Origin of the sequence: Pedobacter sp. 22226, from assembly GCF_052045455.1 — a bacterium.
Classification (GTDB): domain Bacteria; phylum Bacteroidota; class Bacteroidia; order Sphingobacteriales; family Sphingobacteriaceae; genus Pedobacter; species Pedobacter jeongneungensis.
On record NZ_JBQEPB010000004.1, the window covers coordinates 526,748 to 550,620 of the forward strand.

Genomic DNA, 23,873 nt, shown 5'->3' on the forward strand with positions numbered 1-23,873 from the left:
CGAAGGATTAATGTTTCCAGCGTTTATAATTTTAAGGAAATGAGCAGTTCCGCTCTTTTGGAGGTTTTCAGTCCCGCTCACGCTTCTGCCGATGAAGAATCGGCATCTCGCTTCGATCGGGTTTAGAGACAAAGGATAAGTACAATTGGCTAAACCTGGCAAAGTGCAGTATTTGGCGTGATGTAAGGAACAGGCCTTTTCGGTTATAAACCAGTAGCAGCAGCTCCCGATTTTTTTTATCGGGACTAAAGCGAATGGCAGGGCTTCACTGGCCAGGAACAACAAAAGGTTCGTTTTCAAATAAAAAGGATTCAGATTTAGCACTACTAAATTTAATATATAGATCAGCTGTTTCATGCACTCCAATAAGTAAAACTTCTGCAATTATGACCAACATCATTTCGGTTATAAGTATTTAGCCCTATTTTTGCTAGGGAAGGGTATATGGCGAAAGGTTATATCTTGATACTCACTTCTCCATACTTGATACTTATTAAACATGAAAATAGAACAGATATATACAGGTTGCCTGGCAGAAGCCGCTTATTACATCGAAAGCGATGGCGAAGCTGCAATTATTGATCCTTTAAGAGAAGTTGCTACCTATTTAAAAAAAGCTGAAAAAGCCGGCGCCACCATTAAATATATTTTCGAAACGCATTTTCATGCCGATTTTGTTTCGGGCCATGTAGACCTTGCAGAAAAATCGGGTGCTGCAATTATCTACGGACCAACCGCCAAAACTGGATTTAAATCGTACATGGCCAAAGATGGCGAGCAGTTTAAAATTGGTAATATCACGATAACCGCATTACACACCCCGGGCCATACTTTAGAATCGACCACTTATCTGTTAACCGATGAAAATGGGATAGACCATTGCATTTTTAGTGGCGATACCTTATTTATCGGTGATGTAGGCCGACCAGATTTGGCGCAAAAAGGACATTTAACAATGGATGATTTGGCCGGAATGCTCTACGATTCGTTAAATGAAAAGATAAAGCCGTTGGCTGATGATATAATTGTTTACCCGGCTCATGGTGCTGGTTCTGCCTGTGGTAAAAGCATGAGTAAAGAAACTTTTGATACGCTTGGGCATCAGAAACAGGTAAATTATGCTTTAAAGGCCGAAACAAAAGAACAGTTTATTGCCGAAGTAACAGATGGTATTTTGCCTCCGCCACAATATTTTGCTAAAAATGCTGCCATTAATAAAGGTGGGGTAGAAAGTATTGATGAAGTGTATGAAAAAGGTTTAAATGCCTTAACGCCACAACAGTTTGAGGATCTGGCGAACCAGACCGGTGCCATTATGCTCGATACCCGCGATCCGCAGGTTTTTGCAAAAGGTTTTATCCCAAATTCGATCAATATTGGGTTAAACGGGCAGTTTGCACCCTGGGTTGGAGCTTTGATTACCAACCTGCAACAGCCGATTTTATTGATTACTGATCAGGGAAAAGAAGAAGAAACGATTACACGTTTAACGCGTGTGGGTTACGATAGTACCATTGGTTATTTGGATGGTGGTTTCGAAAACTGGACTGCTACAGGAAAGGAAATCGATACCATCGAGTCTATTTCTGCAGAAGCTTTTGAACAGGCTGCATCGAATGAAGAAATAACCGCATTAGATGTTCGTAAACCAGGCGAGTACGAATCAGAACACCTTGAATTTACGCTGAGCCGTCCGTTGGATTTTATTAACGACTGGACTACTGAAATTAATCCAAAAGCTACCTATTATATTCATTGCGCGGGTGGTTACCGCTCCATGATTGCAGCTTCGATTTTAAAATCGCGTGGGGTAGAAAATGTAATTGATGTAGCCGGCGGTTATGGTGCCATAAAAAATACCGGTTTAAAAAGAACCGATTTCGCTTGCCCTAGTAAAGCAATGAAAGTATAATTATTATAAGAGACCGTCCTTTCGAGCGTAGTCGAGAAATCTATCTAGGCAGATCTCTCTGCTCCGCGATGCTTCGATCGAGATGACGACTATTCTTTTAGATAAAACATTTAAATGTCTGAAAATCAAAATCATTACGACGTATTAATTATAGGTGCCGGCCCCATAGGGATGGCCTGTGCAATTGAAGCTCAAAAGGCAAACCTTAGCTATGTGATTATAGAAAAAGGTGCTTTGGTAAACAGTTTGTTCAATTATCCGGTATTTATGACTTTCTTTTCTACTTCGCAAAAGTTAGAAATTGGGGGTGTACCTTTTGTAACCATCAGCCCCAAGCCCAACCGAAACGAAGCCGTGGAATATTATCGCCGTGTGGCCGAAAAATTTGATTTAAACATCAATCTTTTCGAACGGGTGCAACAGGTGGTTAAAAATGATGGGGGTGTTTTTGAAATTAATACTTCTAAAACCAATTATACGGCTGGCAATGTGATTGTGGCCACAGGTTTTTACGATGTACCTTTATTGATGAATGTTCCCGGAGAAGGTTTGCCAAAGGTGACACATTATTATAAAGATCCACATTTATATGCTTTCCAGAATGTAGTGGTGGTTGGCGCCAATAATTCGGGTGTTGATGCCGCATTGGAAACTTACCGCAAAGGGGCAAATGTAACCATGGTAGTGAGGAGTGGCGAACTTGGTCCGCATGTTAAATACTGGGTTCGCCCCGATATACAGAACAGGATTAAAGAAGGTGAAGTTACGGCTCTTTTTAATTCGGAATTGGTTGAAATAAGGGAAGGGGAAGTGGATATTAAAACACCTGATGGCGTTAAAACCATTCCAAATGATTTTGTGATCGCGATGACGGGCTATCAGCCGGATTTTTCGATGTTAAGAAAATTTGGTATCGACTTACCCGAAACACTATGCCCGGTTTATAACGAAGAAACCATGGAAACTAACATAAAAGGTTTGTATCTGGCCGGCGTAGTTTGTGGTGGTTTAGATACCCACAAACTTTTTATCGAAAATTCGAGGGTGCACGCCGAAATTATCGTGAAGAATATTTTGAGTTAGTATCTTATGAAGTTTCAGAAGGGCGGTGCGGGGGAGAATCTCGTAATTTTGGGTTTCCGTCATTTCGAGCGGAGCGCAGCGAAGTCGAGAACCTGGAGGCTCTGCGAAGCAAAATCTGCCTAGATGTTAAATCTCTCCTAAATATCGTCACCCTGAACTTGTTTCAGGGTCTTTCATTAATATAGATCTCTCCATTTCTCTGCGTTTCAGTCGAGATGACGATCGTTTTATTTGAAATTTCTATTTTAAAACTTTACGTTTTCCATATTTGTAAGCTGCACGCAACATTAATGCGATTACCAAAATTTGGATTGCCAGTAGCGCATTTGTAGGCGTAAAAACAGTTGCAGCAAATTCTTTTATTACGTTAACTTCAGTTGGTTTGGCTTTTACCGATAACGGTGGATAGACTGTCCACCCACTTTTCCATGGATTAAAAAAAGTTGCAATTAAACTCATCTTAACCAGTAATACATTAAAGCACAAACCTAAAATTAAAAAGATCCTTAGAGGTAATTTCCGATTGAAGCCGTATCTGTTTTCTTTGATAAAATAGAATACAAAGGAAAAAAAGATAAAGAAACAGATAAAAAAGTGCTGATTCGCAATAACGAAATAAGTGTCGTGAAGGTTAATGTCTATATCCTTTTCGAAAATTGCTTTTCCAAAAAAGAGTATCCCGACAATGATGGTAAATGCGATACAGCCTGTAAGCCATAAAGTTTCCTGTAATATTGGTTTGATTTTCATGAAGCGGGTTTTAGATTAATTTTTAGTAAAGATAAACTGAGTATCGTCATTTCGAGCGGAGTGCAACGCAGTCGAGAAATCTGTTTGGATAGATCTCTCCACTTCGCTATGCTCCGGTCGAGATGACGCTTTTTATTGAACCGGAACCTTCAACATGCTTCCTACAAAACTTTCAATGGCCTTCTCTACACCTGGCAAATCTTTCGAGGTAATATATGATCCCATTACGTGGTTACCCGCATTAGGAATGGCTACTTTTTGTTTTAAATTATGTGGCGTACCCAGTTCATCATACATTTTCAGCATGGCATCTACCTTAACTACCGGATCCTGCTCCAGTTCATTTTTATAATAATAAAGCAATAGTACGGGCTGTTTCACTTTTTGGAAAGTGGGTTTGAGCATACTGCTTTCGATAAATTCTTCCAGCTCAACCAGCGATTCGAGGCGGTAATTAGTGTACCAGTATTTTTTGTACTCGTCGGTACGGTCGTCTACTTTCCGTTCATCGCCGCCTACCACTTTTCGGGCAATCTGTAAACCCCATGGATTATTTAAAAGCCAGGCATTTTTATCGTTAATGGCCACATTTGGCGACATTAAAATCAAGCTGTTAATTTCGGGATAAGTTGCCGCTAATTTTAAAGCCACCGTTCCGCCGGTAGAAGTGCCCACTAAAATTACTTTTTTACCCAGTTTTTTACCAATGGCATAGGCCTGCTTGCTGGTTTCCCAAAGGCGGTCGGCAGTGAAATATTGCATAGGTGCCAGGGTATCTATCCCGTGATCGGCTAAACGCGCAAGGTATAAATTGGCATGTAGCGCTTTAGCTAAATTGATATGTACCGGATTACCTTCTGTTTTTGATGCCGAAAAACCATGTAAATAAACAATGGCGTATTCTGTTTGCTGATGAAGACCATCTGTCCAAACAATTTCGGCCTCGTTACCGGGTTTTATTTTGTGCATGGATTCGATGCTGGCCACATAATGGTCAAGGTCTTCCAGATCGGGGACTTTTGTAAGCTCCTCATTAAACACCGGTTTTTTGGGCTTTGGTCCCAATAAATAACCAGCGATAATGAATGCCGAAAGACCAATGATTGCTTTGTAACGTTTTTTCATGCCCGGTAAATATTGGTTTAAATGTAAAATTTGAAATTAAATAAAGCTAATTTTTTCGGTGAATTAATTGTCGTTTTGAGGGGCTTTTACCTGCACTACCCCATCATGATAAACCTGATAGCGCCAAATAGCCCACAGCCCGAAGCATGAGGGCGAGGACTATGGGCAATAGCAGGACGAAAGATGTTGTGGATTACTGCCACCTGGCTTTCCAAATCCTTAATAATAAGATGGCGGATTACCTTTTTATGGGAAATTAGCTTAAGTTTGCAATCAAAATTTTTCGACTTAATGCCGGGAATCGAACAGATAAAAACACCTATAGCTGCTGATATTAAAGCGTTTGAAAAAACCTTTAAGGAATCGATGCATAGCGACGCACCGTTGCTGGATAGGATTACCCATTATATTGTAAAGCAAAAAGGCAAACAAATGCGACCGATGTTCGTGTTTTTTGCGGCTAAATTGTGCGGCGGAATTACCGAATCAACCCATCGAGGGGCAGCTTTGGTGGAACTTTTACATACCGCAACTTTGGTCCACGATGATGTTGTGGATAACGCCTACGAGCGCCGTGGCTTCTTCTCTATTAATGCTTTATGGAAAAATAAAATTGCCGTTTTGGTTGGCGATTACCTGCTGGCCAAGGGATTGTTGCTTTCGGTAAACAATAATGAGCACCGTTTGTTACAGATTGTATCGGAAGCGGTAAAACAGATGAGTGAGGGTGAGTTGCTGCAGGTAGAAAAGGTACGGAGGATGGATATTTCGGAAGATTTGTATTTCGATGTGATCCGCCAGAAAACTGCTTCTTTAATTGCTTCCTGCTGTGCTGCGGGTGCGGCTTCGGCTGGTGCTGATGATGCAACGATAGAAAAAATGCGTTTGTTTGGAGAAAAAGTGGGGATTGCCTTTCAGATTAAAGACGATACCTTTGATTTTGGAACCGATGATGTTGGCAAGCCTTTAGGTATTGATATTAAAGAAAAGAAGGTAACCTTGCCTTTAATTTATGCCTTAAATAAAGCGGAGAAAACAGAACGTAAAAAAATGATCAACCTGGTGAAAAACCATCAGGATGATCCGGTTAAAATACAACAGATTATTGATTTTGTAAATGCACACAAAGGTGTGTATTATGCCAATGAGAAAATGTTGGAATACCAGCACTCAGCATTTGAGATTCTGCACAGTTTTGATGCCGGCGAAGCCAGGACAGGTTTAGAACAGCTTGTACTATATACTACTGAACGTAAAAAATAATGGGTAACGAATTACTTTTTAGCTTAGGTTTTTTGCTTTTTATTGCATTGATCCTGGCATTAGATTTAGGTCTTTTTAGCAGGAAAGAGCATGTGGTGAGTTTAAAACAAGCCGGAGTAATGAGTTTGATTATGGTGGCGCTTGCCATCGGCTTTTATTTTATTCTGTTAACAGAGGGGCACCAGCTCCATGGAATCAGGGATTTTGCCCATCTGCAGGAAATCGTAACCAAACACCAGCACCACATTAAATTAATTCCAGGTGATTTTGAAGGGAGTTTAGCAGTTTATAAACAAAACCTCGGGTTGGAATTTTTAACGGGTTATGTGATCGAATACGCTCTTTCGGTAGATAATATTTTTGTTATTGTGCTCATTTTCTCTGCCTTTGCGGTTGAAGAGAAATATTACCACAGGGTATTGTTCTGGGGGATATTGGGCGCAATCATCATGCGTTTCATTTTCATTTTTGTGGGCGCGGCACTAATTACCAAATTTGCATGGATACTTTACATTTTCGGCGCCTTTTTGGTGTTTACGGGTGTAAAGATGTTTTTTAGCAAAGAAGAGGATGATAAAATTGATCCCGAAAACCACCCGGTGGTGAAATGGGCTTCTAAAATATTCTCGATCCATCCAAAGTACGAGGGTAAAAATTTCTTTGTTAAAATCGATCATAAAACATTTGTTACCCCTTTATTCCTGGTATTGCTGATTGTAGAATTTACCGATCTGTTATTTGCAGTCGATTCTATTCCGGCTATTTTTGCCGTAACGAAAGATCCTTATATTGTATTTTTCTCTAATATTTTTGCCATCATGGGTTTACGTTCCATGTTCTTTTTACTGGTAAATATTATCCATAAATTCCATTATTTAAAAACCGGATTAGCATTTTTACTGGCCTTTATCGGCGTAAAAATGTTGGCGCATACCTATCTGGAAAAGTGGGGTTTCACCACCGAGCATTCACTGATTGTGATTCTGAGTATTCTGGTGATCAGTATTGTAGCCTCTTTGGTTTTTCCGAAGAAAAAGGCGCATGTAAAGCCTTAGCTAAAGTTTTGTCATTCTGAGCGTAGCGAAGAATCTTTTTAGCCGTGATTAACCGGCAGAAATCGTCATTGCGAGGCACCAAGCAATCTTAATGGTCATGCTATCTAGCGATCGTTGTAAGATTGCTTCGTCGGCTGAAAAAGCCTTCTCGCAATGACAACTTTTTTTATTGAACAAGCTTCTACCCAAAGCAAAATATACGTTACAGCCACAATTATCTGTCTAAAATTTGTACTTTCAGCAGATAAACTAAACCTAATGAAATACCTTTTCTCTACCGCACTGCTTTGTACGGTTTTATTTGCCAATGCTCAGGATAAATTTGGCGATGTTTTCGCAAAAATCAATACCGATGTACAGCAAAACTCAAAAGCTTACCAAACCCTTAAATACGAAACCGAAACCATTGGTCATCGTTTAACAGGCTCGGCAAATGGTGCAAAGGCAGAGCAATATGCATTCGATTTGTTGAGATCTTATGGCTGCGAAGTTAAATTTCAGCCTTTTGAGGTGGAAAGCTGGACCAGAAAAACCATCAGTGTAGAGATTGGGGCAGATAAAAATAGCCTGACGAAAATGAAAGCCGTTACACTGGCACATTCGCCGGTGAATGCCGATGTTACCGGTGAAATTGTTGATGCAGGTAACGGACTGGAAGCAGATTATCAGGCCAGTCCTGAAAAGTTTAAAGGTAAAATAGCTTTGATTTATCTGGGTGTGTTGCCAGGTTCAGCGGCAGGAACCAAATCCTTACACCGTTCGGAGAAAACCGCGATTGCCACAAAATATGGTGCCATTGGTGTCATCATTATCAATACAGTAAAAGATGGTGTGCTTTTAACCGGAACCGCTTCGGTAACAGGCAAATTAATCCCGGTCCCGGCAGTTTGTATTGGTTTGGAAGATGGAATGGCACTGAAAGAGAAAATTAAATCGCAGCCGCAAACAGCACATATTGCCATGACCAATTTCTCTGGACTGATTAAAGCCCGCAATGTAGTGGCCACCTTTAAAGGAACAGAATTACCTAAAGATAAAATTGTGGTCGGCGGACATTTAGACAGCTGGGATTTAGCTACTGGCGCCATCGATAATGGAATCGGTTCTTTCGCGATTATGGATATGGCAAGGACTTTCAAAAAACTGAATTTAAAAACCAAACGTACAGTAGAATTTGTACTGTTTATGGGCGAGGAGCAGGGTTTATTAGGATCTAAAGCTTATATCGATCAGGCTAAGAAAGACAAAACCTTAAGTCAGGTAAAGTTTATGCTTAATTACGACATGACCAACGATCCTAAAGGTTTTTCTACATCAAGAGCAGAAATGAAAACTCTTTTTACCACATGGGGAGCTGATATTGTAAAAATTGATACCGGTTTTAAAAACCTGTTTAATGCTGGTGCGGGTTTACATAGCGATCATCAGCCGTTTATGTTAGAGGGTATCCCTACAGGTGGTGGCTTTGGAGGTAAACTGCCTAACAATTCAGGCCCGTTTTACCATTCTGATGGTGATAATTTTAAACTGGTTGATGAACAACAACTTAAAAATACGGTGCGTTATAGCGCTATGTTAACTTATGCTCTGGCCAATACGCCAAGAATCCCGGTGGGTGTTCAGGGGGAAGAAGAGTTAAGGGCTTTCTTAGAATCGCAGAACTTAAAAGAACCTTTAACCATTGCAGGCGAGTGGCGATGGAAGTAATAATTTGATAGTTTTTCCTTTCGGGATGATTATACAGATTTGCTGATTACAGTGATTTTTATGTAATTATTCATATAGTTATTTCGTCATTTCAACCGTAGTGGAGAAATCTTTGAATTGGAAGAATAACGATTATTCAAAGATTTAGCATGATTGCAATTTGTTCAAAATTAAGATTGTATTATGCTGTTAAAGCAATCAATAAAAATTTTGCATGCAAAGAATCCCCGGTATGATGTTATTACTTTCCGAATTGTATTGATATCGTAAGTTTTAACGATTTCTCAGGTTTTCCCTGCCAATCAATAACAACATTACCCGCTAATATAGCTTTCCAATTGCGAAATGGTTTGTTTTTGGTCGGCAATAATAAATTTTACCACATCACCGATGGATACCATGCCTTTTACCTCGCCGTTTTCTACAACCGGTAAATGGCGGATGTGTTTATCCGTCATCAGTTCCATACAATGATCAATACTGTCGCTAAACTTGATGGTAATGGGGTTTGCCGTCATGGCTTCTTTAATCAGTGTATCTTTTGATGATTTCCCCTGAAGGATGATTTTCCGGGCATAATCGCGTTCGGTAAAAATTCCCTGAAGTTGTTCGTATTCCATGACCAATACGGCACTGATGTTTTTTTCTGTCATTACTTTTAAGGCATCCAGAACAGAAATACTTTCTGATACGGAGATAATGATGGCGTGTTTGGTGTCGAGCAGATGTTTTACACTTTTCATAAATGTTAATTTGGTTATAACAATTTAAGAAATAATAAGCTGTAAATCAAAGTTTTATTTAAAGTTCTTCCTGGCTTTAAAAGGTAGCACAGTTTATGTAATATAAACCTGACGGAAACGGCAGCCTCCGATTCTTCATCGGAGCTATAGTGTATGGCAGGGCAGAAACTAACCTCAGAACTGCTGGTTTTGCTTTTCAAAAAAAGCTTTTACATAATCAATACTCATGCTATGGCCAATGCGATAAACCCGCAATCAGAATTTGATCGTATGTTTGGCAGATTTTACAATCCTCCAACCCGCTTACCCTTTAATTATTTGGCTTTCACAAAGGGATGCCGTAACTTTGCATCACATTTAAAAACAAATAATTATGTCATCAGTAGAGACAACTTACATTCCTTACAAAGTTAAGGACATTTCACTGGCAGAATGGGGCCGTAAAGAAATCGAATTAGCCGAAGCAGAAATGCCAGGTTTAATGAGTTTACGTAAAGAATTCGGTCCAACACAACCGTTAAAAGGTGCACGTATTGCAGGCTGTCTGCACATGACCATCCAAACGGCTGTTTTAATCGAAACATTGGTGGCCCTTGGTGCTGAAGTTACCTGGTCATCTTGCAATATTTTCTCTACACAAGATCACGCTGCTGCTGCAATTGCTGCTGCGGGTATTCAGGTTTATGCCTGGAAAGGTTTAAATGAAGAAGAGTTCGACTGGTGTATTGAGCAAACTTTACACTTCGGTCCGGAGCAACAACCATTAAACATGATTTTGGATGATGGTGGCGATTTAACCAATATGGTTTTCGACCGTTTCCCTGAATTGATCGCAAACATTAAAGGTTTATCAGAAGAAACGACTACCGGTGTTCACCGTTTATACGAAAGAATGAAAAACGGGACATTGCACTTACCTGCAATTAACGTAAACGATTCGGTTACCAAATCTAAATTTGATAATAAATACGGATGTCGCGAATCATTGGTTGATGCGATCCGTCGTGCTACCGATGTAATGATGGCTGGTAAAGTTGCTGTGGTTTGTGGTTATGGCGATGTGGGTAAAGGTTCTGCAGAATCGTTAAGCTCACAAGGCGTACGTGTTATCGTAACTGAAATTGATCCGATCTGTGCTTTACAGGCTGCAATGGAAGGTTACGAAGTTAAAAAATTAGTTACTGCCATTAAAGAAGCTGATATCGTGGTAACTACCACCGGTAACTGTGATATCGTTCGCGAGCAACACTTCAGGGCATTAAAAGATAAAGCGATTGTTTGTAACATCGGTCACTTCGATAACGAAATCGATATGGCCTGGTTAAACGGTGCTTATGGCGATACCAAAGTGGAGATTAAACCACAGGTTGATAAATATACCATTGATGGTAAAGATGTAATCATCTTAGCCGAAGGTCGTTTGGTTAACTTAGGTTGCGCAACCGGTCACCCAAGTTTTGTAATGAGTAATTCGTTTACCAACCAAACTTTGGCTCAGTTAGAACTTTGGACCAACACTGCTGCTTACGAAAACAAAGTATATACTTTGCCTAAGCATTTAGATGAAAAAGTAGCACGTTTACACTTAGAAAAAATCGGTGTAGAGTTAGATGTTTTAGATCAACACCAGGCTGATTATATCGGTGTACCGGTAGAAGGTCCGTTTAAAGCAGATACATACAGGTATTAGTCCTGAGTCTTCAGTCGAGAGTCTGGAGTCGATTTTATCAAGAGGGATGTGCAGATTTGCATATCCCTTTTTTGATTCCCCTCTCCCAGAGGGGTGTCCGCAGGACGGGGTGTTTTATGACTGTGAAATATTTTTGAAAACGTTAGTTCCTGTTCTCTTCGGGTGCTTCAGTCCTGCTGTCCACTTTATCCCGATGAAGAATCGGGATGTTCGTTCCCATCAGGTTTATTTTTACAGCAGGTTGTGGTTCTTTTGTTGCCGAAAACTTATATTTGAAAAAACACAAACAATGAAAAAGTTAATATTTGCATTACTGCTTAGTGTATTTTCAGTTGCCGTAAATGCCCAAACCACACCTCAAAAAGCTACAACCGCCAAAGTAATTACCAAACAGGTGGTAGACATTGCCTGTGGCGAATGCCAGTTTAAAATGAAAGGTAAAGATTGTGAGCTCGCAGTGAAAATAGACGGCAAACCTTACTTTGTAGATGGTAAAGGCATTGATGATTTTGGAGATGCACATGGCGAACACGGTTTTTGCAACGCCGTAAGCAAAGCAGAAGTTACCGGCGAAATTGTAAATAACCGTTTTAAAGCAAAAGAAATAAAGTTATTGCCGGTTAAGAAATAGATTTACCGCAAAGGAAGCAAAGTTTTTTGCAAAGAGGCGCTAATGTTAGACTTCAATAAAGTGATCGTCATCTCTGCTGAAACGTCCCGAATATTAGAGAGAGAGATCTGTTTAGATAGATCGCTCGACTATGTTGCTTCGCTCGGGATGACGGTAATTAGATAAAACAATCTTTGCGGTTAAAAATGCAATTACTCAAATTCCTTTTCCAAGCCCTGTCTTAAATCAAAAAGCAGCCATTGTTTGTTCTCTACATCAGCTTGTTTGGTTCTTAACAACTGTATAAAATCCTTCACACCGATTTCTTCGTTCCCGTTACCATGAATCAGAACAATACTGCCTGCGTTAGGTTGCTGTCCTTTGGCTAACCAGGCGTCGCTTCCAACCGGGATTAACCCATAAGCTTCAATTTTTTCAACAATTGCTTTATCAGAAACCAAGCCCGGAAAACGGAAAAATACAGAAGGTATTAAACCATTTTTAAGCATCAGTTTTTCATTCTCCAATACTTCTACATCTAAGTTGGTTCCTGGTGCCAATAGGAAATTTTCAGCTAGAGGCAGTTTATTTACTTCATGGTTGTAGGTATGGTTTACCCAGGTAATGTTCAGGTCCTTTTTATCTACCAGACTTTTCAACCAGTTCAGGTCATCCTGATGCTTTAACATCCACTTACCAGAAACCGACACTGCAAGCGGGGCAGGTAACTCCGTCTTTTTAAACTCATCAAAAACCGATTGGAAAATAATCCGGTCTAAAGCTTTATGCGAAGGACAAAGATCGATGGTTAAAGTAATCCCTTTTTCATTCGGAATGGCATGATCAATCCCCGCGTTTTGCAACTGGAGATCTTTTGCTGCCGCTGCTTCCAAAGATTTAACATAGGCCGTGTTTTTAAAGATTGCCAGCATATTCTGAAATTGTAAACTGCTGGTGGTATAATTAGTGGCCAGATCAACTTTAGTGTCTAACGTTTCGGGATTAACCAGTAAGAGATATTTTTGGTTATTCGAAGAAAAACTTCTAAGCGCAATCAGCTTTTCATCAGTGCGGCTCGCCAGGGCAAAATTCACTTTGTAACGTTTAACATCATCAAAATTTTGTGCAAAAATTTGAATACAAAAAAAGCAGATGTAAACAATAGTGAGGAGTAAAGACCTGGATAACTTCATATTTCCTTATTTAAAATCTTTCTAATTTAATTCAAATCGTTTATCTTTACAAACCATCCCAATGAACAAAGAAAAAGTAAAATTATGGTTTAAAAGAGTAGGCCTCGTTGGCTTCCTGTTTTTTCTGATTAAAGGATTAATCTGGCTTGTTGTATTTTACTTTGTCAGTAAAAACGTTTCTTAATAAGGTTCATTAGTTCAGTGGGCATTGGTTTATTGGGCTGTGCCAATCGTATAACATATCCAGGCTTTCTTAATGTTCTTAATTTCTTAATGGTCAGATTTACCTAAATGTAAACAACATATTTGCCAGAAAATTCCACACGAAAACAATTACAATCGCGAAAAACTTCGCTACATAAAAGTTTGTGCCGTTTTTCCGCTGGTGAAAAAGATAAATGATAAAGGTGTTTAACCCAAGGCCGATTAAGCTCACCACCAAAAACTTACTAAATTCAGTTGCCCAGTGTACATTGGTGCTTTCGAATGTCCAAACCCGGTTAATGAGGTAATTATTGGTTACTGCTAAAGTAAAACCAATGGCGTTAGCAATGTATTTATTGATTTTAATTTTTTCTTTACACAGCCAGGTTGCACCAAAATCGATCGCCATTCCGAGGAAACCCGTTAATCCAAATTTTAAGATGCGGAAGAATAAATCCATGCTAATGTATTTTAACCAAATAAAATTGTTCTAGTAACTGAGGACGTGTTTTGGCGTTAATAAACTTTCCGGTGAGCTTGGTAATGTGATAGTATTCAAAAGATTTTAACACTTCGGCATGGTATTCAGTTTTTAATCGCTCCAATTCAGCTGCCGGCGTGTAAATGATCAGATCGTTTTTATCTTTAGTGTTGTTTAGTGCATCATAACTCCAGAAATATTTCGGCTCGCCATTGGCATAGAAATCGAATGAATAAGCATCGGGATACATCAAAACAGAAGCTTTAGCATCCGGATAGTTTTCTTTTAACCATTTACCGGCTTCCATACCCGATTCATATTTGAGAACGGATGGATAGAAAAATACAGATAGAAAAATCATTAAGCCAACCGAAATCATCGTACTTCTTGCCAGTAAATTTTCAGCCTTTAATCCTTTAAAAATTAAAAAGGAAACAGCCAATAAACTAACTAAAACTGCAATCGCTAAATAATTATTCGTAAAAGCAAAAAAGACAGCAACAGCAGACAGTACCAAAACAATTAAAACCGCCAGCATATTTTGAACCGTGAAAAATATTTTTAAACTTTTACCCTCTAATTTTTGCAAGTATAATGCAGTAATAATGGCAAATTGAGGCAAAATGATTAAAATATAATGAGGCAGCTGGAATTTCGAAAGCGAAAATAACAGAAAGGTAATCGCAGCACTCGTCCAGATGATGATGCTTTCTACAGGTAAATTGACCCTGTTTTTCTTTTTAAATAGATTAACCACAGCAGTATAAAATAATATCGACCAGGGTAAAAATGCCCAAAGCGTGGTATGTAAAAAGAAAGAAATATCGCCTTTGCCTTTTATCGGTCCGTTGTTAAAAAAGCGGCCAAACTGACTATCCCAAAAGAAAAATTTCAGACCAGAAACCCCGGTTTTTCCAAACACGACTTTCTCTGGATGTAAATCGAACTGGATGTATAAAGTGTAAAGTTCAGGAATGATGAAAATAAAAATCAATATAATGGCCAGCCACCATTTTGGTTTTAATAACTGCTTAAACTGTTTAGTTAACAGCCAGTAAATGATGAATCCACCGAAAACGGGGATCAGTACAAATATGCCTTTAATCATGATGGCGCAGGCAGCGAAAAACGAACCCGCAACAATATGCCAGAACGAACTTTGATGTGCCTTGTAATAATGATAAATGGCGGCTAGTGTAAAAGTGGTAATGTAAACCTCTGCGCGCACATCAAAAGTAGAAATGAGGATATGCAGCGAACTTAAAAGAATCAGGGCGCTGATTAAACCTGTTTTTTCGCTATAAATATCCTTTGCCAGTTTATAAAGGTACCCTGCACCCAATAATCCGAACAGAAAGGAAGGAAGTTTGTAGGCAAAAGCCGTAATTCCGAAAACTTTAAATGAGGCAGCGGCCAGCCAGAAAGTTAAATGAGGTTTATCAAGCCAATCTGCACCGCGAACATAAATATTGATCCAGTCGTTCCGCAGCACCATATTTTTGGCGATAGATGCATAAAGTGCAGAATCAGGTTCCATTACTCCACCAAAAAGTGCCAACACACTAACCAGTGCAACCAGGGCGATTAAAATTTTATATAGCGTGGTCTCTTTTAAGTTCATTTACAGGAAGCAAATATGAGCAAAAAAAAGTCAAATTTTTTGAAGGTTTAAGATTAACAGGGGCAAAGCCGTATCTTTGCGTTATGACAAAGTTATCGGTTAACATCAATAAAATTGCTACGCTCCGCAACAGTCGCGGGGGTAATAATCCTGATTTAGTTAAGGTTGCATTAGATTGCGAACGTTTCGGAGCGCAGGGAATTACGGTGCACCCGCGCCCTGACGAACGCCATATCCGTTACCAGGATGTGTACGATTTAAAAGCAGTTATTGCTACTGAATTTAATATTGAAGGAAATTGTAAGGAAGATAAATTTGTTGACCTGGTTTTGGCCAACAAACCTGCCCAGGTAACTTTGGTGCCCGATGCCGAAGGACAGATTACCTCAAACCATGGTTGGGACACCATCAAACATAAAGATTACCTGAAAGAAATGGTGGCCGTTTTCCAGAAAGAAGGTATCCGCGTTTCTATTTTTGTAGATCCTGTGGTAGACATGGTAGAAGGTGCAGCGGAAACAGGAACCGATCGCATTGAACTGTACACCGAAGCTTACGCTCATAATTATTATGCCGATCGCGAAAAAGCAATTGTAAATTATATTGCTGCGGCACATCACGCCAATACTTTAGGTTTAGGTATTAATGCCGGCCATGACCTGGATCTGCACAACCTGCATTATTTTGCACAGAGCATTCCGGGGTTACTGGAAGTTTCTATCGGGCATGCCTTAATCAGCGATGCGCTTTATTTAGGTTTGGAAACAACCGTTCAGAAATATTTACAACAACTGGCTTAGAGAGCTGGTTGTACTTGCTTCTCCATACTTGATACGTTATAAATGTTAAAAGGAATTCTCCTTGTTTTTTTGGGTGCCTGTAGTTTTGGTATCCTGTCTACTTTTGTTAAACTCGCTTACCATGAAGGTTATACTTTAGGTGATGTTACCGGCGCCCAGGCTTTTTTTGGAGCTGTAATTTTATGGGTTTTATTTTTCTTCCAAAGCAGAACAGCAGGTTATAAAGCTAAAGCTGTACCAGCCATAACACCCTGGTGGAAAATGGTAATTGCCGGAACCTGTACAGGCTTGGTGAGTATTTTCTATTATCAATGTGTAAAACTGGTGCCCAATTCGGTTGCCATTATTTTACTGATGCAGTTTATCTGGATGAGTATTTTAATGGAATACCTCATTTTTAAAAAGAAACCTACCGGTTTACAGTTGCTGGCCATTGTGCTGGTTTTAGGTGGTACGGTTTTAGCGAGCGGAATGGTAGAAACCAGCATCCAAAGCATGGATTTAAAAGGAATTGGTTTTGGTTTACTTGCTGCGCTTTGTTATGCAGGCTTTTTATTGTTAAGCGGCCGGATCGGTAATGAATATGCTCCGTTAAAGAAAAGTGCACTCATGATCACCGGAGCTTGTATATTGATTTTCATTATTTTCCCACCAGTATTTTTATTTAATGGTGCTTTGGGTGGTAGCTTACTGAAATGGGGTTTAATTATCTCTGTTTTCGGTACGGTTATCCCACCTCTGTTTTATGCAGAAGGCGTACCGAGAATTGGTACTGCTGTGAGTTCTATTTTGAGCGCGGCAGAATTACCTGTTGCCGTAATGATGGCCGGTTTTGTATTGCAGGAGCAGGTTTCATTTTTAAGGTGGATTGGGGTTGTGGTGATTTTATCGGCGATGGTTTTGCCTAATCTGAAATATTTAAAAAAAGGTAGAGGATAGAAAGGTTGAATGCATAAGGGTATTTTTCGCAATAATAATCTTCAGACTTTCGGACCCCGGACATCCGACTTATTAAAAAATTAAATACCTTTAAAAAGGAAAAACATTTACATATGAAAAATTTGACCATTTATATATTATCGTTTATTGTTCTCGGCTTAACCGCTTGTAAAACCAAAACTACCATCAATCAGGATGAGGCGGCAGAAGTGATTACGAGCTATTTAAAAGCCAACCCCGAGTATAAAACCACCAGGTTTAAGTTTGGTGAGATGAAATTTAACAGCACAAACGACATGTTCGAACTGGGAAAATATAAATCGTTAGCAAGCAAAGGTTTGGTTACCTTAAGTTTAAAAGAAGCCAAAAAGAAATTCCTTTCTAAAGATAGCAGCTTTGTATATCAGATAACCTTAACCGATAAAGCAAGTCCGCTGGTGTTGAAACAGGATGGCGACAGGGCCACGGTAAAGGTGGTAGAATATGTTTTATCGGACGAAAAACCAGTTGATTTTGCACAGGTAAATTCAAGCACGGCAAAAGTGACGGTATCGCTTAAAATGAATACAACCGATTTCGAACCATTTGATAAAGAAGCCAATAAAAACAGCAACTTCATTACCAAAACCTATAAATTAAAGTTGAGTAAAGATGAAGGCTGGAAAGTGCAGAAGTAGGTTGAAAGACTAAAGCTGAAAGACTAAAGGTTACAGCGGAAAGCCTGAACACGTTTTGTACCCTGGGTTATTGCAGTTCCGTTTGTTTTTAAACCCGACAGCAGTGAAAATCCTTTTTGATTGCAGTAACTTCAATATACTGTCATGCTGAGGCACGAAGCATCTGTTTCATAGTTTGCAGATGCTTCGTGCCTCAGCATGACAGGGAAGTATCAAAAAGATTGTAACGAATGGCGGGAACAAACTTAAATTTTAGTACAGCCACTGCTTTCCAAATAATCAAAATATTTACTAAAAACTGAACAAACGTTTGTGTTGATTTTTAGCAGATAATCTACCAATTTTGTCGCTTTTAAGCATAAATAAGACACCTTTTTTACACTGATTGATAGTGAAATACAGCGCTGTTTTTGCTACCTTTGCACGCAAATTTATTATTCATACCGCATGAGCTTAAATATCCACTACAAGGAAGATTTTCAAAATCGTCATATTGCGCCAAATGAGGCAGATACAGCCGAAATGTTGCAAACTGTTGGCGTAAATTCTATTGATGAGCTGATAGAACAAACTGTTCCAACGGCAATCAGGTTAAAACAGCCCTTAAATTTGCCTGCAGCGAAATCAGAAACTGAATATCTTGGTGCTTTAAAACAAACTTCATTGTTGAATAAAGTTTTCAAAAGCTTTATCGGTCAGGGTTATTATGATACCATTACCCCAGGTGTAATTTTACGTAACGTATTCGAAAACCCGGGATGGTACACACAATATACGCCATACCAGGCAGAAATTGCACAAGGCCGTTTACAGGCTTTGTTAAATTTCCAAACCATGGTTATCGATTTAACCGGAATGGAAATTGCAAATGCATCTTTACTGGATGAAGGTACTGCTGCGGCTGAGGCGATGTTTATGCAATACAGCTTGCGTAAAAACCAGGCCGCTAAAAAGTTCTTCGTGTCGGAACTTGTTTTTCCTCAAACGATTGATATTTTAAAAACACGTGCCAATCCTTACGGTATTGAGCTGGTTATCGGAAGTCATGTGGATTTTAATGCTACCGAAGAATTTTTCGGTGCAATAGTTCAGTATCCTGCCGGAAATGGTGAAGTTTTCGATTATAAAAACTTTGCAGCTGAATTGCATAGCAAAAATATTAAATTAACCGTAGCTGCCGATATTTTAAGCTTAACTCTATTAACGCCTCCGGGCGAGTGGGGCGCTGATGTAGTGGTAGGTACTACACAGCGTTTAGGTATTCCAATGGGTTTTGGCGGACCACACGCTGCATTTTTTGCAACTAAAGAAGAATATAAACGTAACATCCCTGGCCGTATAATCGGTGTAACCATCGATAGCCATGGCGATTATGCTTTACGTATGGCTTTGCAAACCCGCGAGCAGCACATCCGTAGAGATAAAGCAACATCAAACATTTGTACAGCACAGGCATTATTGGCTATTATGGCTGGTTTCTATGCTGCGTATCACGGTCCGAAGGGACTAAAAGCCATTGCAGAACGTACACATGGTTTGGCCATCAGCCTGGCCTCAACTTTAAAAGGTTTAGGTTTTGAGCAGTTAAATTCAGCTTATTTCGATACCATCCGTTTCGATTTAGGCGATTTAAAGAGCGGTATCCATTCAGGATGTATCGATAACGAAATTAACTTAAACTATGTTGGTAACGTAGCAACCATTTCGTTTGATGAAACCAGCACTTTCGAAGATGTAGCTTTAATTGCTAAAATCTTTGCAAAGGTTAAAGCTATTGCTGCCGATCAGGTTGAGGTGGCAGAAAATGTAGAAACGGTTATTCCGGCTGCTTTACAACGTACTTCGGCTTATTTAACACACCCGATTTTTAATTCGCACCATTCAGAGCACGAGATGTTGCGTTATATTAAATCATTAGAAGCAAAAGATTTATCGCTTTGCCACTCGATGATTGCTTTGGGTAGCTGTACCATGAAATTAAATGCTACAGCAGAAATGATTCCGGTTACCTGGTCTCACTTTGGGCGTGTGCATCCATTTGCTCCTGCAGATCAGGTATTGGGTTACTATTCTGTTTTTAACGAACTGGATAAATGGTTAAGCGAAATTACCGGTTTTGCGGCCATGAGTTTACAGCCAAACGCTGGTGCTCAGGGTGAATATGCTGGTTTAATGGTTATCCGCGCTTATCACCAGGATAGAGGCGATTTCCACCGTAACGTAGCCTTAATTCCTGCTTCGGCTCACGGAACTAATCCTGCTTCTGCAGCAATGGCCGATATGAAAATTGTTGTAGTTAAATCTTTAGAAAACGGTAACATCGATGTTGAAGATTTAAAAGCTAAAGCAGAATTACACAAAGACAACCTGTCATGTTTGATGGTAACTTATCCATCTACGCACGGGGTGTTTGAAGAAAGCATTATCGAAATCTGCGAAACCATCCACGCTAATGGCGGACAGGTTTATATGGATGGTGCAAACATGAACGCACAGGTGGGTTTAACAAGCCCGGCTAATATTGGCGCCGATGTTTGTCACTTAAATTTACACAAAACTTTCTGTATCCCTCACGGTGGTGGTGGTCCTGGTATGGGCCCGATTGGTGTGGCTAAACACCTGGTTCCTTATCTTCCTGGTCATGCCGTGGTTGATATCGATAAAGGAAAATCAATTTCTGCAGTTTCATCCGCGCCATGGGGTTCGGCTTCAATCCTGATCATTTCTCACGCGTATATCGCGATGATGGGTGCTGAAGGTTTAACCAATGCCACCAAATATGCGATTCTAAACGCCAACTATATGAAAGCGCGTTTAGAGCAACATTACCCGGTACTTTATTCAGGTGCTCAGGGCCGTTGTGCACACGAGATGATTTTAGATTGCCGTGCTTTTAAAGCTTTTGGAATCGAAGTGACTGATATTGCAAAACGTTTAATGGATTATGGTTTCCACGCACCAACGGTTTCATTCCCGGTTGCGGGTACTTTAATGGTTGAGCCTACAGAATCGGAGCCTAAACATGAGTTAGACCGTTTCTGCGATGCTTTAATCGCAATTAAAAACGAAATTTCTTCGGTAGAGAACGGAACTTTAGATAAAACAGATAACCCTTTAAAAAATGCACCTCATACGGTGTCGGTAATTACCGCTAACGAATGGGATCATGCTTATAGCCGTCAAACTGCTGCTTTCCCGCTTCCATATGTGTTAGAGCGCAAGTTCTGGCCGTCGGTTGGTCGTGTTAACGATAGTCATGGCGATAGGTCATTGATCTGTGCCTGTCCTCCGGTAGAGAGTTATTTAGAAGAGATCGTACCGTAAGGCTCCTTTTTTCGTCATTGCGAGGAGGCACGACGAAGCAATCTATTTGGATAGATCATCTGCAAGTTTTATAAATTTATTTTATAAAACTTGCAGATTTTTTTTGGAAACGAATGTCGGTTTTCCATCGGAGGCTGCAGCCCTGCCATTCGCTTCAATCTTTTTGTGGGTACTGCTTTTGTTACCGTCATTGAGAGGAGGAACGACGCGGCAATCTTTAAAGACGGGGGCAAAACAAAAAGGATTTTCGCTGCTATCAGGTTTAAGAATGGAGGGCTTGAAGCGGTATTTAACTTTTAGGAAGCAATAAAGGTCTGCTATATCTGCTATTTATACATGCCTTCCGAATTAACATTGTAGCCTAATATTTTAATCTGGTTATTTTCGGCAGTTAAAGTGATCGTTTCTTTCGATTGAAATTTTGTTCTTTCTACGATATAATAAAGTACATAATTAGCTGAAGCATTAGAGCCTTTTACCACTTTGGATTCCCAGTGATCTAATTTTTTACTTTTTATTTCACCAAGTTTATTTGTGGTGGCTACTAAAAATTCGTTAAGTTTTTCAGGCTTAGTAACAGCTGTAAAGCGGGGACTAAAAAATGGAGTTAGTTTGCCAAATTCTTTTTTCTCCAGCACCTTGTAAAACTCATTCGTTACTTTTTCAGCATCTTTTTTATCTTCTTCGCGGTTTAGGTAAGTACTGTTAAAATTGCAGCCGGTTAAGATTAATAACAAACACGACAGGTACAGCGCAGCGTAAAATTTATTTTTCATAAGTGCTTTTAGCGTTTATTTTTTAAATATAATATTTTTTGTCAACCGGTAATAGGAATCAAATTAGTATTATAAATATTAATTACGCTCTTTTTCAGGCTACAGCAGGGAAACTTTTTGCCTAAAACCTTTTACCTTCCACCTTTTCGGTTAACCAGATTAAACCTTAACATAATCCTTCAGTCAATAGAATGATTTTAAATAAATCCGATTATTTTTGAAAAAACTTAACATAGGTCAACAACAAGAGATCGGTAGTTAATCTATATTTGTATCAAATTTTAAAAAACCAGAAAATGAAATTAAAAATCAGCTCAATTTTTTTATTAGTGGCAGTAGTGGCATTGTCAGCTTTTAAAAACCCAACCAAACCAGTAACTTATACTGTAGATGCAGCAAAATCAACCATTACCTGGGTTGGTAAAAAAGTAACAGGTTCTCACAACGGAACTGTAGCTTTACAATCAGGTAGCTTAGCCTTTAATGGCAAAAGTGTAACTGGCGGTACTTTTGTAATCGATATGACTTCAATTAAAGATGCTGATGGAAGCGCTAAATTAGAAGGTCACTTAAAAGCAGACGATTTCTTTGGTACAGCTAAATTCCCAACTTCAACTTTCGTAATCACTAAAGTTGCCGGTTCAGGTGCTAACGTAACCGTATCAGGTAATTTAACCATCAAAGGCATTACTAAACCATTAAGCTTCCCTGCAACTGTAACTGTTAATGCAGATGGTACAGCTTCAGCTTTAGCTGGTAAAATTGTTGTTGACAGAACTAAATATGACATCAAATACGGTTCAAAATCATTCTTCGATAGCATTGGCGACAAAGCAATTGATGATAACTTCGAATTAACTGTGAAATTGGTAGCTAAGAAATAATTATTTCCGTCTCGGAAAAAGGAAAGCCTCGATAGTTTGTCGGGGCTTTTTGTTTTATGCCAGCTGAAGCAGGCAGCGATGAATAATCATAGCGTAAATTAGATGAAGATAAATTCATTGTGGTTCGGCTTTAGCCAACCACATCTTAAGGAAATAATAATCGGTTTTTGAGCCTTAATTCATACTAAATCCTCTATGAACCTGTTCGCACTAATGACTAATGACTAATGAATAATGACCAATAAACTACCTTATTTTAAACCCACCCTCTACAACATCTACAAAACCAGTTGCAGCGCTTTTGCCATGATAGAATAAACATTCCCAGTTTTCTTCGGCAGCTCTTTTACCAAATTCTTTGCGGAGTTCCATCGCCTTACGGCCATCGAAATCGTATTTAGCAATAAAATTTTTAACCAGTTCTTCCGGCTCGGGCAATACATCGCCGCCAAAAAATACCTTTTGTTTGCCTTCGGTTAATAGGAAAACCTGGTGATTAGGACAGTGTGCACCTGTAAATTCGTATGCAATGGTTTCATCTAGCGCACCATCGCCTTCAACAAACTTTAACTGCGCATTGCGCTGAACGAAATCAAAAATATCGGTGTGGTAAGATGAAGAAGTGCTGCTGAAAGCGGTTTCCCATTCACCACGGTTAATTACATATTCTGCATCAGGGAAACTCAATTCAACCTTGTCGTTTCCTTGTTTGTGAATCATACCACCAGAATGGTCGTAATGTAAATGCGACATCAAAACTTTGGTTACATCAGTGGGGTCGAAACCTGCGTTGCGGATGTTTTTATGTAAAATCAGCTCGCCGTGGTCATCACTAAATCCTAAACCCGTATCAAAAAGTACGAGGTCGTTTTTCAGCTCAACCAAAAAAGGCTGAACATTGATGAATAATGAAGCAGGTCTGTCTTTAAAATGATGTATGGCTGGGTCGAAAGGCACAAATTTCTTTGATGCATCAACTGAGTAGGTTCCTTCGAATAGGGTGTGAACTTGCAAAATATAAGTCTTTTAATGTTTC

Annotated in this window: 20 protein-coding genes; 12 read left to right on the forward strand and 8 right to left on the reverse strand. The window is 39.4% G+C overall.

What is annotated here, in order from left to right:
* Window positions 1–499: 499 nt before the first annotated feature.
* A complete protein-coding gene (locus ACTJKC_RS11780) occupies window positions 500–1,912 on the forward strand; it encodes an MBL fold metallo-hydrolase (protein WP_440792112.1) in 1,413 nt (470 codons plus the stop codon).
* A gap of 114 nt (window positions 1,913–2,026) precedes the next feature.
* Entirely contained in the window at window positions 2,027–2,995 is a 969-nt protein-coding gene (locus tag ACTJKC_RS11785) for a YpdA family putative bacillithiol disulfide reductase (protein WP_440792114.1), read from the forward strand.
* 240 nt (window positions 2,996–3,235) lie between these two features.
* Here ACTJKC_RS11785 and ACTJKC_RS11790 read toward each other — a convergent pair whose 3' ends face one another.
* A complete protein-coding gene (locus ACTJKC_RS11790) occupies window positions 3,236–3,745 on the reverse strand; it encodes a hypothetical protein (protein ID WP_344853468.1) in 510 nt (169 codons plus the stop codon).
* A gap of 132 nt (window positions 3,746–3,877) precedes the next feature.
* Window positions 3,878–4,870, reverse strand: a complete 993-nt coding sequence (locus ACTJKC_RS11795; RefSeq protein WP_440792116.1) for an alpha/beta hydrolase — start codon at window positions 4,868–4,870, stop codon at window positions 3,878–3,880.
* Window positions 4,871–5,161: 291 nt separating this feature from the next.
* Between ACTJKC_RS11795 and ACTJKC_RS11800 the strand changes: the two genes are divergently transcribed.
* The 3 genes from ACTJKC_RS11800 to ACTJKC_RS11810 all read left to right on the forward strand — a co-directional run bounded on the left by ACTJKC_RS11800 (window position 5,162) and on the right by ACTJKC_RS11810 (window position 8,895).
* Window positions 5,162–6,133 carry a polyprenyl synthetase family protein gene (locus ACTJKC_RS11800; RefSeq protein WP_440792118.1) on the forward strand — a complete coding sequence of 324 codons (972 nt, stop codon included), beginning with the start codon at window positions 5,162–5,164 and terminating at the stop codon, window positions 6,131–6,133.
* Window positions 6,133–7,188, forward strand: a complete 1,056-nt coding sequence (locus ACTJKC_RS11805) for a TerC family protein (RefSeq protein ID WP_344853465.1) — start codon at window positions 6,133–6,135, stop codon at window positions 7,186–7,188. Before ACTJKC_RS11800 ends, ACTJKC_RS11805 begins: the two co-directional genes overlap by 1 nt.
* Before the next feature lie 153 nt (window positions 7,189–7,341).
* Window positions 7,342–8,895, forward strand: a complete 1,554-nt coding sequence (locus ACTJKC_RS11810; protein WP_440792120.1) for a M20/M25/M40 family metallo-hydrolase — start codon at window positions 7,342–7,344, stop codon at window positions 8,893–8,895.
* A gap of 314 nt (window positions 8,896–9,209) precedes the next feature.
* On the opposite strand, the gene ACTJKC_RS11815 is transcribed toward ACTJKC_RS11810, so the two are convergent.
* On the reverse strand, window positions 9,210–9,638 hold the full coding sequence (locus ACTJKC_RS11815) for a CBS domain-containing protein (RefSeq protein ID WP_440792122.1): 429 nt from the start codon (window positions 9,636–9,638) through the stop codon (window positions 9,210–9,212).
* A 373-nt stretch (window positions 9,639–10,011) separates the two neighbouring features.
* Between ACTJKC_RS11815 and ahcY the strand changes: the two genes are divergently transcribed.
* A complete protein-coding gene (gene ahcY / locus ACTJKC_RS11820) occupies window positions 10,012–11,328 on the forward strand; it encodes an adenosylhomocysteinase (protein ID WP_440792124.1) in 1,317 nt (438 codons plus the stop codon).
* A gap of 289 nt (window positions 11,329–11,617) precedes the next feature.
* Window positions 11,618–11,959, forward strand: a complete 342-nt coding sequence (locus tag ACTJKC_RS11825; RefSeq protein ID WP_440792126.1) for a DUF6370 family protein — start codon at window positions 11,618–11,620, stop codon at window positions 11,957–11,959.
* Between the two features lie 191 nt (window positions 11,960–12,150).
* Here ACTJKC_RS11825 and ACTJKC_RS11830 read toward each other — a convergent pair whose 3' ends face one another.
* From ACTJKC_RS11830 to ACTJKC_RS11840, 3 genes are all read right to left on the reverse strand, one after another.
* Entirely contained in the window at window positions 12,151–13,131 is a 981-nt protein-coding gene (locus ACTJKC_RS11830; RefSeq protein ID WP_440792128.1) for a polysaccharide deacetylase family protein, read from the reverse strand.
* A 283-nt stretch (window positions 13,132–13,414) separates the two neighbouring features.
* Window positions 13,415–13,795, reverse strand: coding sequence for a GtrA family protein (locus tag ACTJKC_RS11835; protein WP_440792130.1), 381 nt, complete (start codon window positions 13,793–13,795; stop codon window positions 13,415–13,417).
* 1 nt (window position 13,796) lies between these two features.
* Window positions 13,797–15,437 (reverse strand): ArnT family glycosyltransferase, encoded by a 1,641-nt coding sequence (locus ACTJKC_RS11840; protein ID WP_440792132.1) that lies wholly within the window; start codon window positions 15,435–15,437, stop codon window positions 13,797–13,799.
* An 83-nt stretch (window positions 15,438–15,520) separates the two neighbouring features.
* On the opposite strand from ACTJKC_RS11840, the gene ACTJKC_RS11845 reads away from it, so the two are divergent.
* From ACTJKC_RS11845 to gcvP, 4 genes are all read left to right on the forward strand, one after another.
* The gene (locus ACTJKC_RS11845; RefSeq protein ID WP_440792134.1) at window positions 15,521–16,237 is read left to right on the forward strand and encodes a pyridoxine 5'-phosphate synthase; all 717 of its coding nucleotides are present in this window, start codon (window positions 15,521–15,523) and stop codon (window positions 16,235–16,237) included.
* A gap of 42 nt (window positions 16,238–16,279) precedes the next feature.
* Window positions 16,280–17,176 (forward strand): EamA family transporter, encoded by an 897-nt coding sequence (locus ACTJKC_RS11850; RefSeq protein ID WP_440792135.1) that lies wholly within the window; start codon window positions 16,280–16,282, stop codon window positions 17,174–17,176.
* 113 nt (window positions 17,177–17,289) lie between these two features.
* Window positions 17,290–17,853, forward strand: coding sequence for a hypothetical protein (locus ACTJKC_RS11855; RefSeq protein ID WP_440792137.1), 564 nt, complete (start codon window positions 17,290–17,292; stop codon window positions 17,851–17,853).
* Between the two features lie 447 nt (window positions 17,854–18,300).
* Window positions 18,301–21,177, forward strand: a complete 2,877-nt coding sequence (gcvP, locus tag ACTJKC_RS11860; protein ID WP_440792139.1) for an aminomethyl-transferring glycine dehydrogenase — start codon at window positions 18,301–18,303, stop codon at window positions 21,175–21,177.
* A gap of 326 nt (window positions 21,178–21,503) precedes the next feature.
* On the opposite strand, the gene ACTJKC_RS11865 is transcribed toward gcvP, so the two are convergent.
* Complete coding sequence (locus ACTJKC_RS11865) at window positions 21,504–21,953, reverse strand: hypothetical protein (protein WP_440792141.1); 450 nt, start codon at window positions 21,951–21,953, stop codon at window positions 21,504–21,506.
* Window positions 21,954–22,249: 296 nt separating this feature from the next.
* Between ACTJKC_RS11865 and ACTJKC_RS11870 the strand changes: the two genes are divergently transcribed.
* On the forward strand, window positions 22,250–22,837 hold the full coding sequence (locus tag ACTJKC_RS11870) for a YceI family protein (protein WP_440792143.1): 588 nt from the start codon (window positions 22,250–22,252) through the stop codon (window positions 22,835–22,837).
* A gap of 246 nt (window positions 22,838–23,083) precedes the next feature.
* Here ACTJKC_RS11870 and ACTJKC_RS11875 read toward each other — a convergent pair whose 3' ends face one another.
* Window positions 23,084–23,851, reverse strand: coding sequence for an MBL fold metallo-hydrolase (locus ACTJKC_RS11875; RefSeq protein ID WP_440792145.1), 768 nt, complete (start codon window positions 23,849–23,851; stop codon window positions 23,084–23,086).
* Window positions 23,852–23,873 lie beyond the last annotated feature (22 nt).

Coding starts and splice junctions, on each gene's coding strand:
- ACTJKC_RS11780 (WP_440792112.1), top strand. CDS start 500: ATGAAAATAGAACAGATATATACAGGTTGCCTGGCAGAAGCCGCTTAT.
- ACTJKC_RS11785 (WP_440792114.1), top strand. CDS start 2,027: ATGTCTGAAAATCAAAATCATTACGACGTATTAATTATAGGTGCCGGC.
- ACTJKC_RS11790 (WP_344853468.1), bottom strand. CDS start 3,745: ATGAAAATCAAACCAATATTACAGGAAACTTTATGGCTTACAGGCTGT.
- ACTJKC_RS11795 (WP_440792116.1), bottom strand. CDS start 4,870: ATGAAAAAACGTTACAAAGCAATCATTGGTCTTTCGGCATTCATTATC.
- ACTJKC_RS11800 (WP_440792118.1), top strand. CDS start 5,162: ATGCCGGGAATCGAACAGATAAAAACACCTATAGCTGCTGATATTAAA.
- ACTJKC_RS11805 (WP_344853465.1), top strand. CDS start 6,133: ATGGGTAACGAATTACTTTTTAGCTTAGGTTTTTTGCTTTTTATTGCA.
- ACTJKC_RS11810 (WP_440792120.1), top strand. CDS start 7,342: ATGACAACTTTTTTTATTGAACAAGCTTCTACCCAAAGCAAAATATAC.
- ACTJKC_RS11815 (WP_440792122.1), bottom strand. CDS start 9,638: ATGAAAAGTGTAAAACATCTGCTCGACACCAAACACGCCATCATTATC.
- ahcY (WP_440792124.1), top strand. CDS start 10,012: ATGTCATCAGTAGAGACAACTTACATTCCTTACAAAGTTAAGGACATT.
- ACTJKC_RS11825 (WP_440792126.1), top strand. CDS start 11,618: ATGAAAAAGTTAATATTTGCATTACTGCTTAGTGTATTTTCAGTTGCC.
- ACTJKC_RS11830 (WP_440792128.1), bottom strand. CDS start 13,131: ATGAAGTTATCCAGGTCTTTACTCCTCACTATTGTTTACATCTGCTTT.
- ACTJKC_RS11835 (WP_440792130.1), bottom strand. CDS start 13,795: ATGGATTTATTCTTCCGCATCTTAAAATTTGGATTAACGGGTTTCCTC.
- ACTJKC_RS11840 (WP_440792132.1), bottom strand. CDS start 15,437: ATGAACTTAAAAGAGACCACGCTATATAAAATTTTAATCGCCCTGGTT.
- ACTJKC_RS11845 (WP_440792134.1), top strand. CDS start 15,521: ATGACAAAGTTATCGGTTAACATCAATAAAATTGCTACGCTCCGCAAC.
- ACTJKC_RS11850 (WP_440792135.1), top strand. CDS start 16,280: ATGTTAAAAGGAATTCTCCTTGTTTTTTTGGGTGCCTGTAGTTTTGGT.
- ACTJKC_RS11855 (WP_440792137.1), top strand. CDS start 17,290: ATGAAAAATTTGACCATTTATATATTATCGTTTATTGTTCTCGGCTTA.
- gcvP (WP_440792139.1), top strand. CDS start 18,301: ATGAGCTTAAATATCCACTACAAGGAAGATTTTCAAAATCGTCATATT.
- ACTJKC_RS11865 (WP_440792141.1), bottom strand. CDS start 21,953: ATGAAAAATAAATTTTACGCTGCGCTGTACCTGTCGTGTTTGTTATTA.
- ACTJKC_RS11870 (WP_440792143.1), top strand. CDS start 22,250: ATGAAATTAAAAATCAGCTCAATTTTTTTATTAGTGGCAGTAGTGGCA.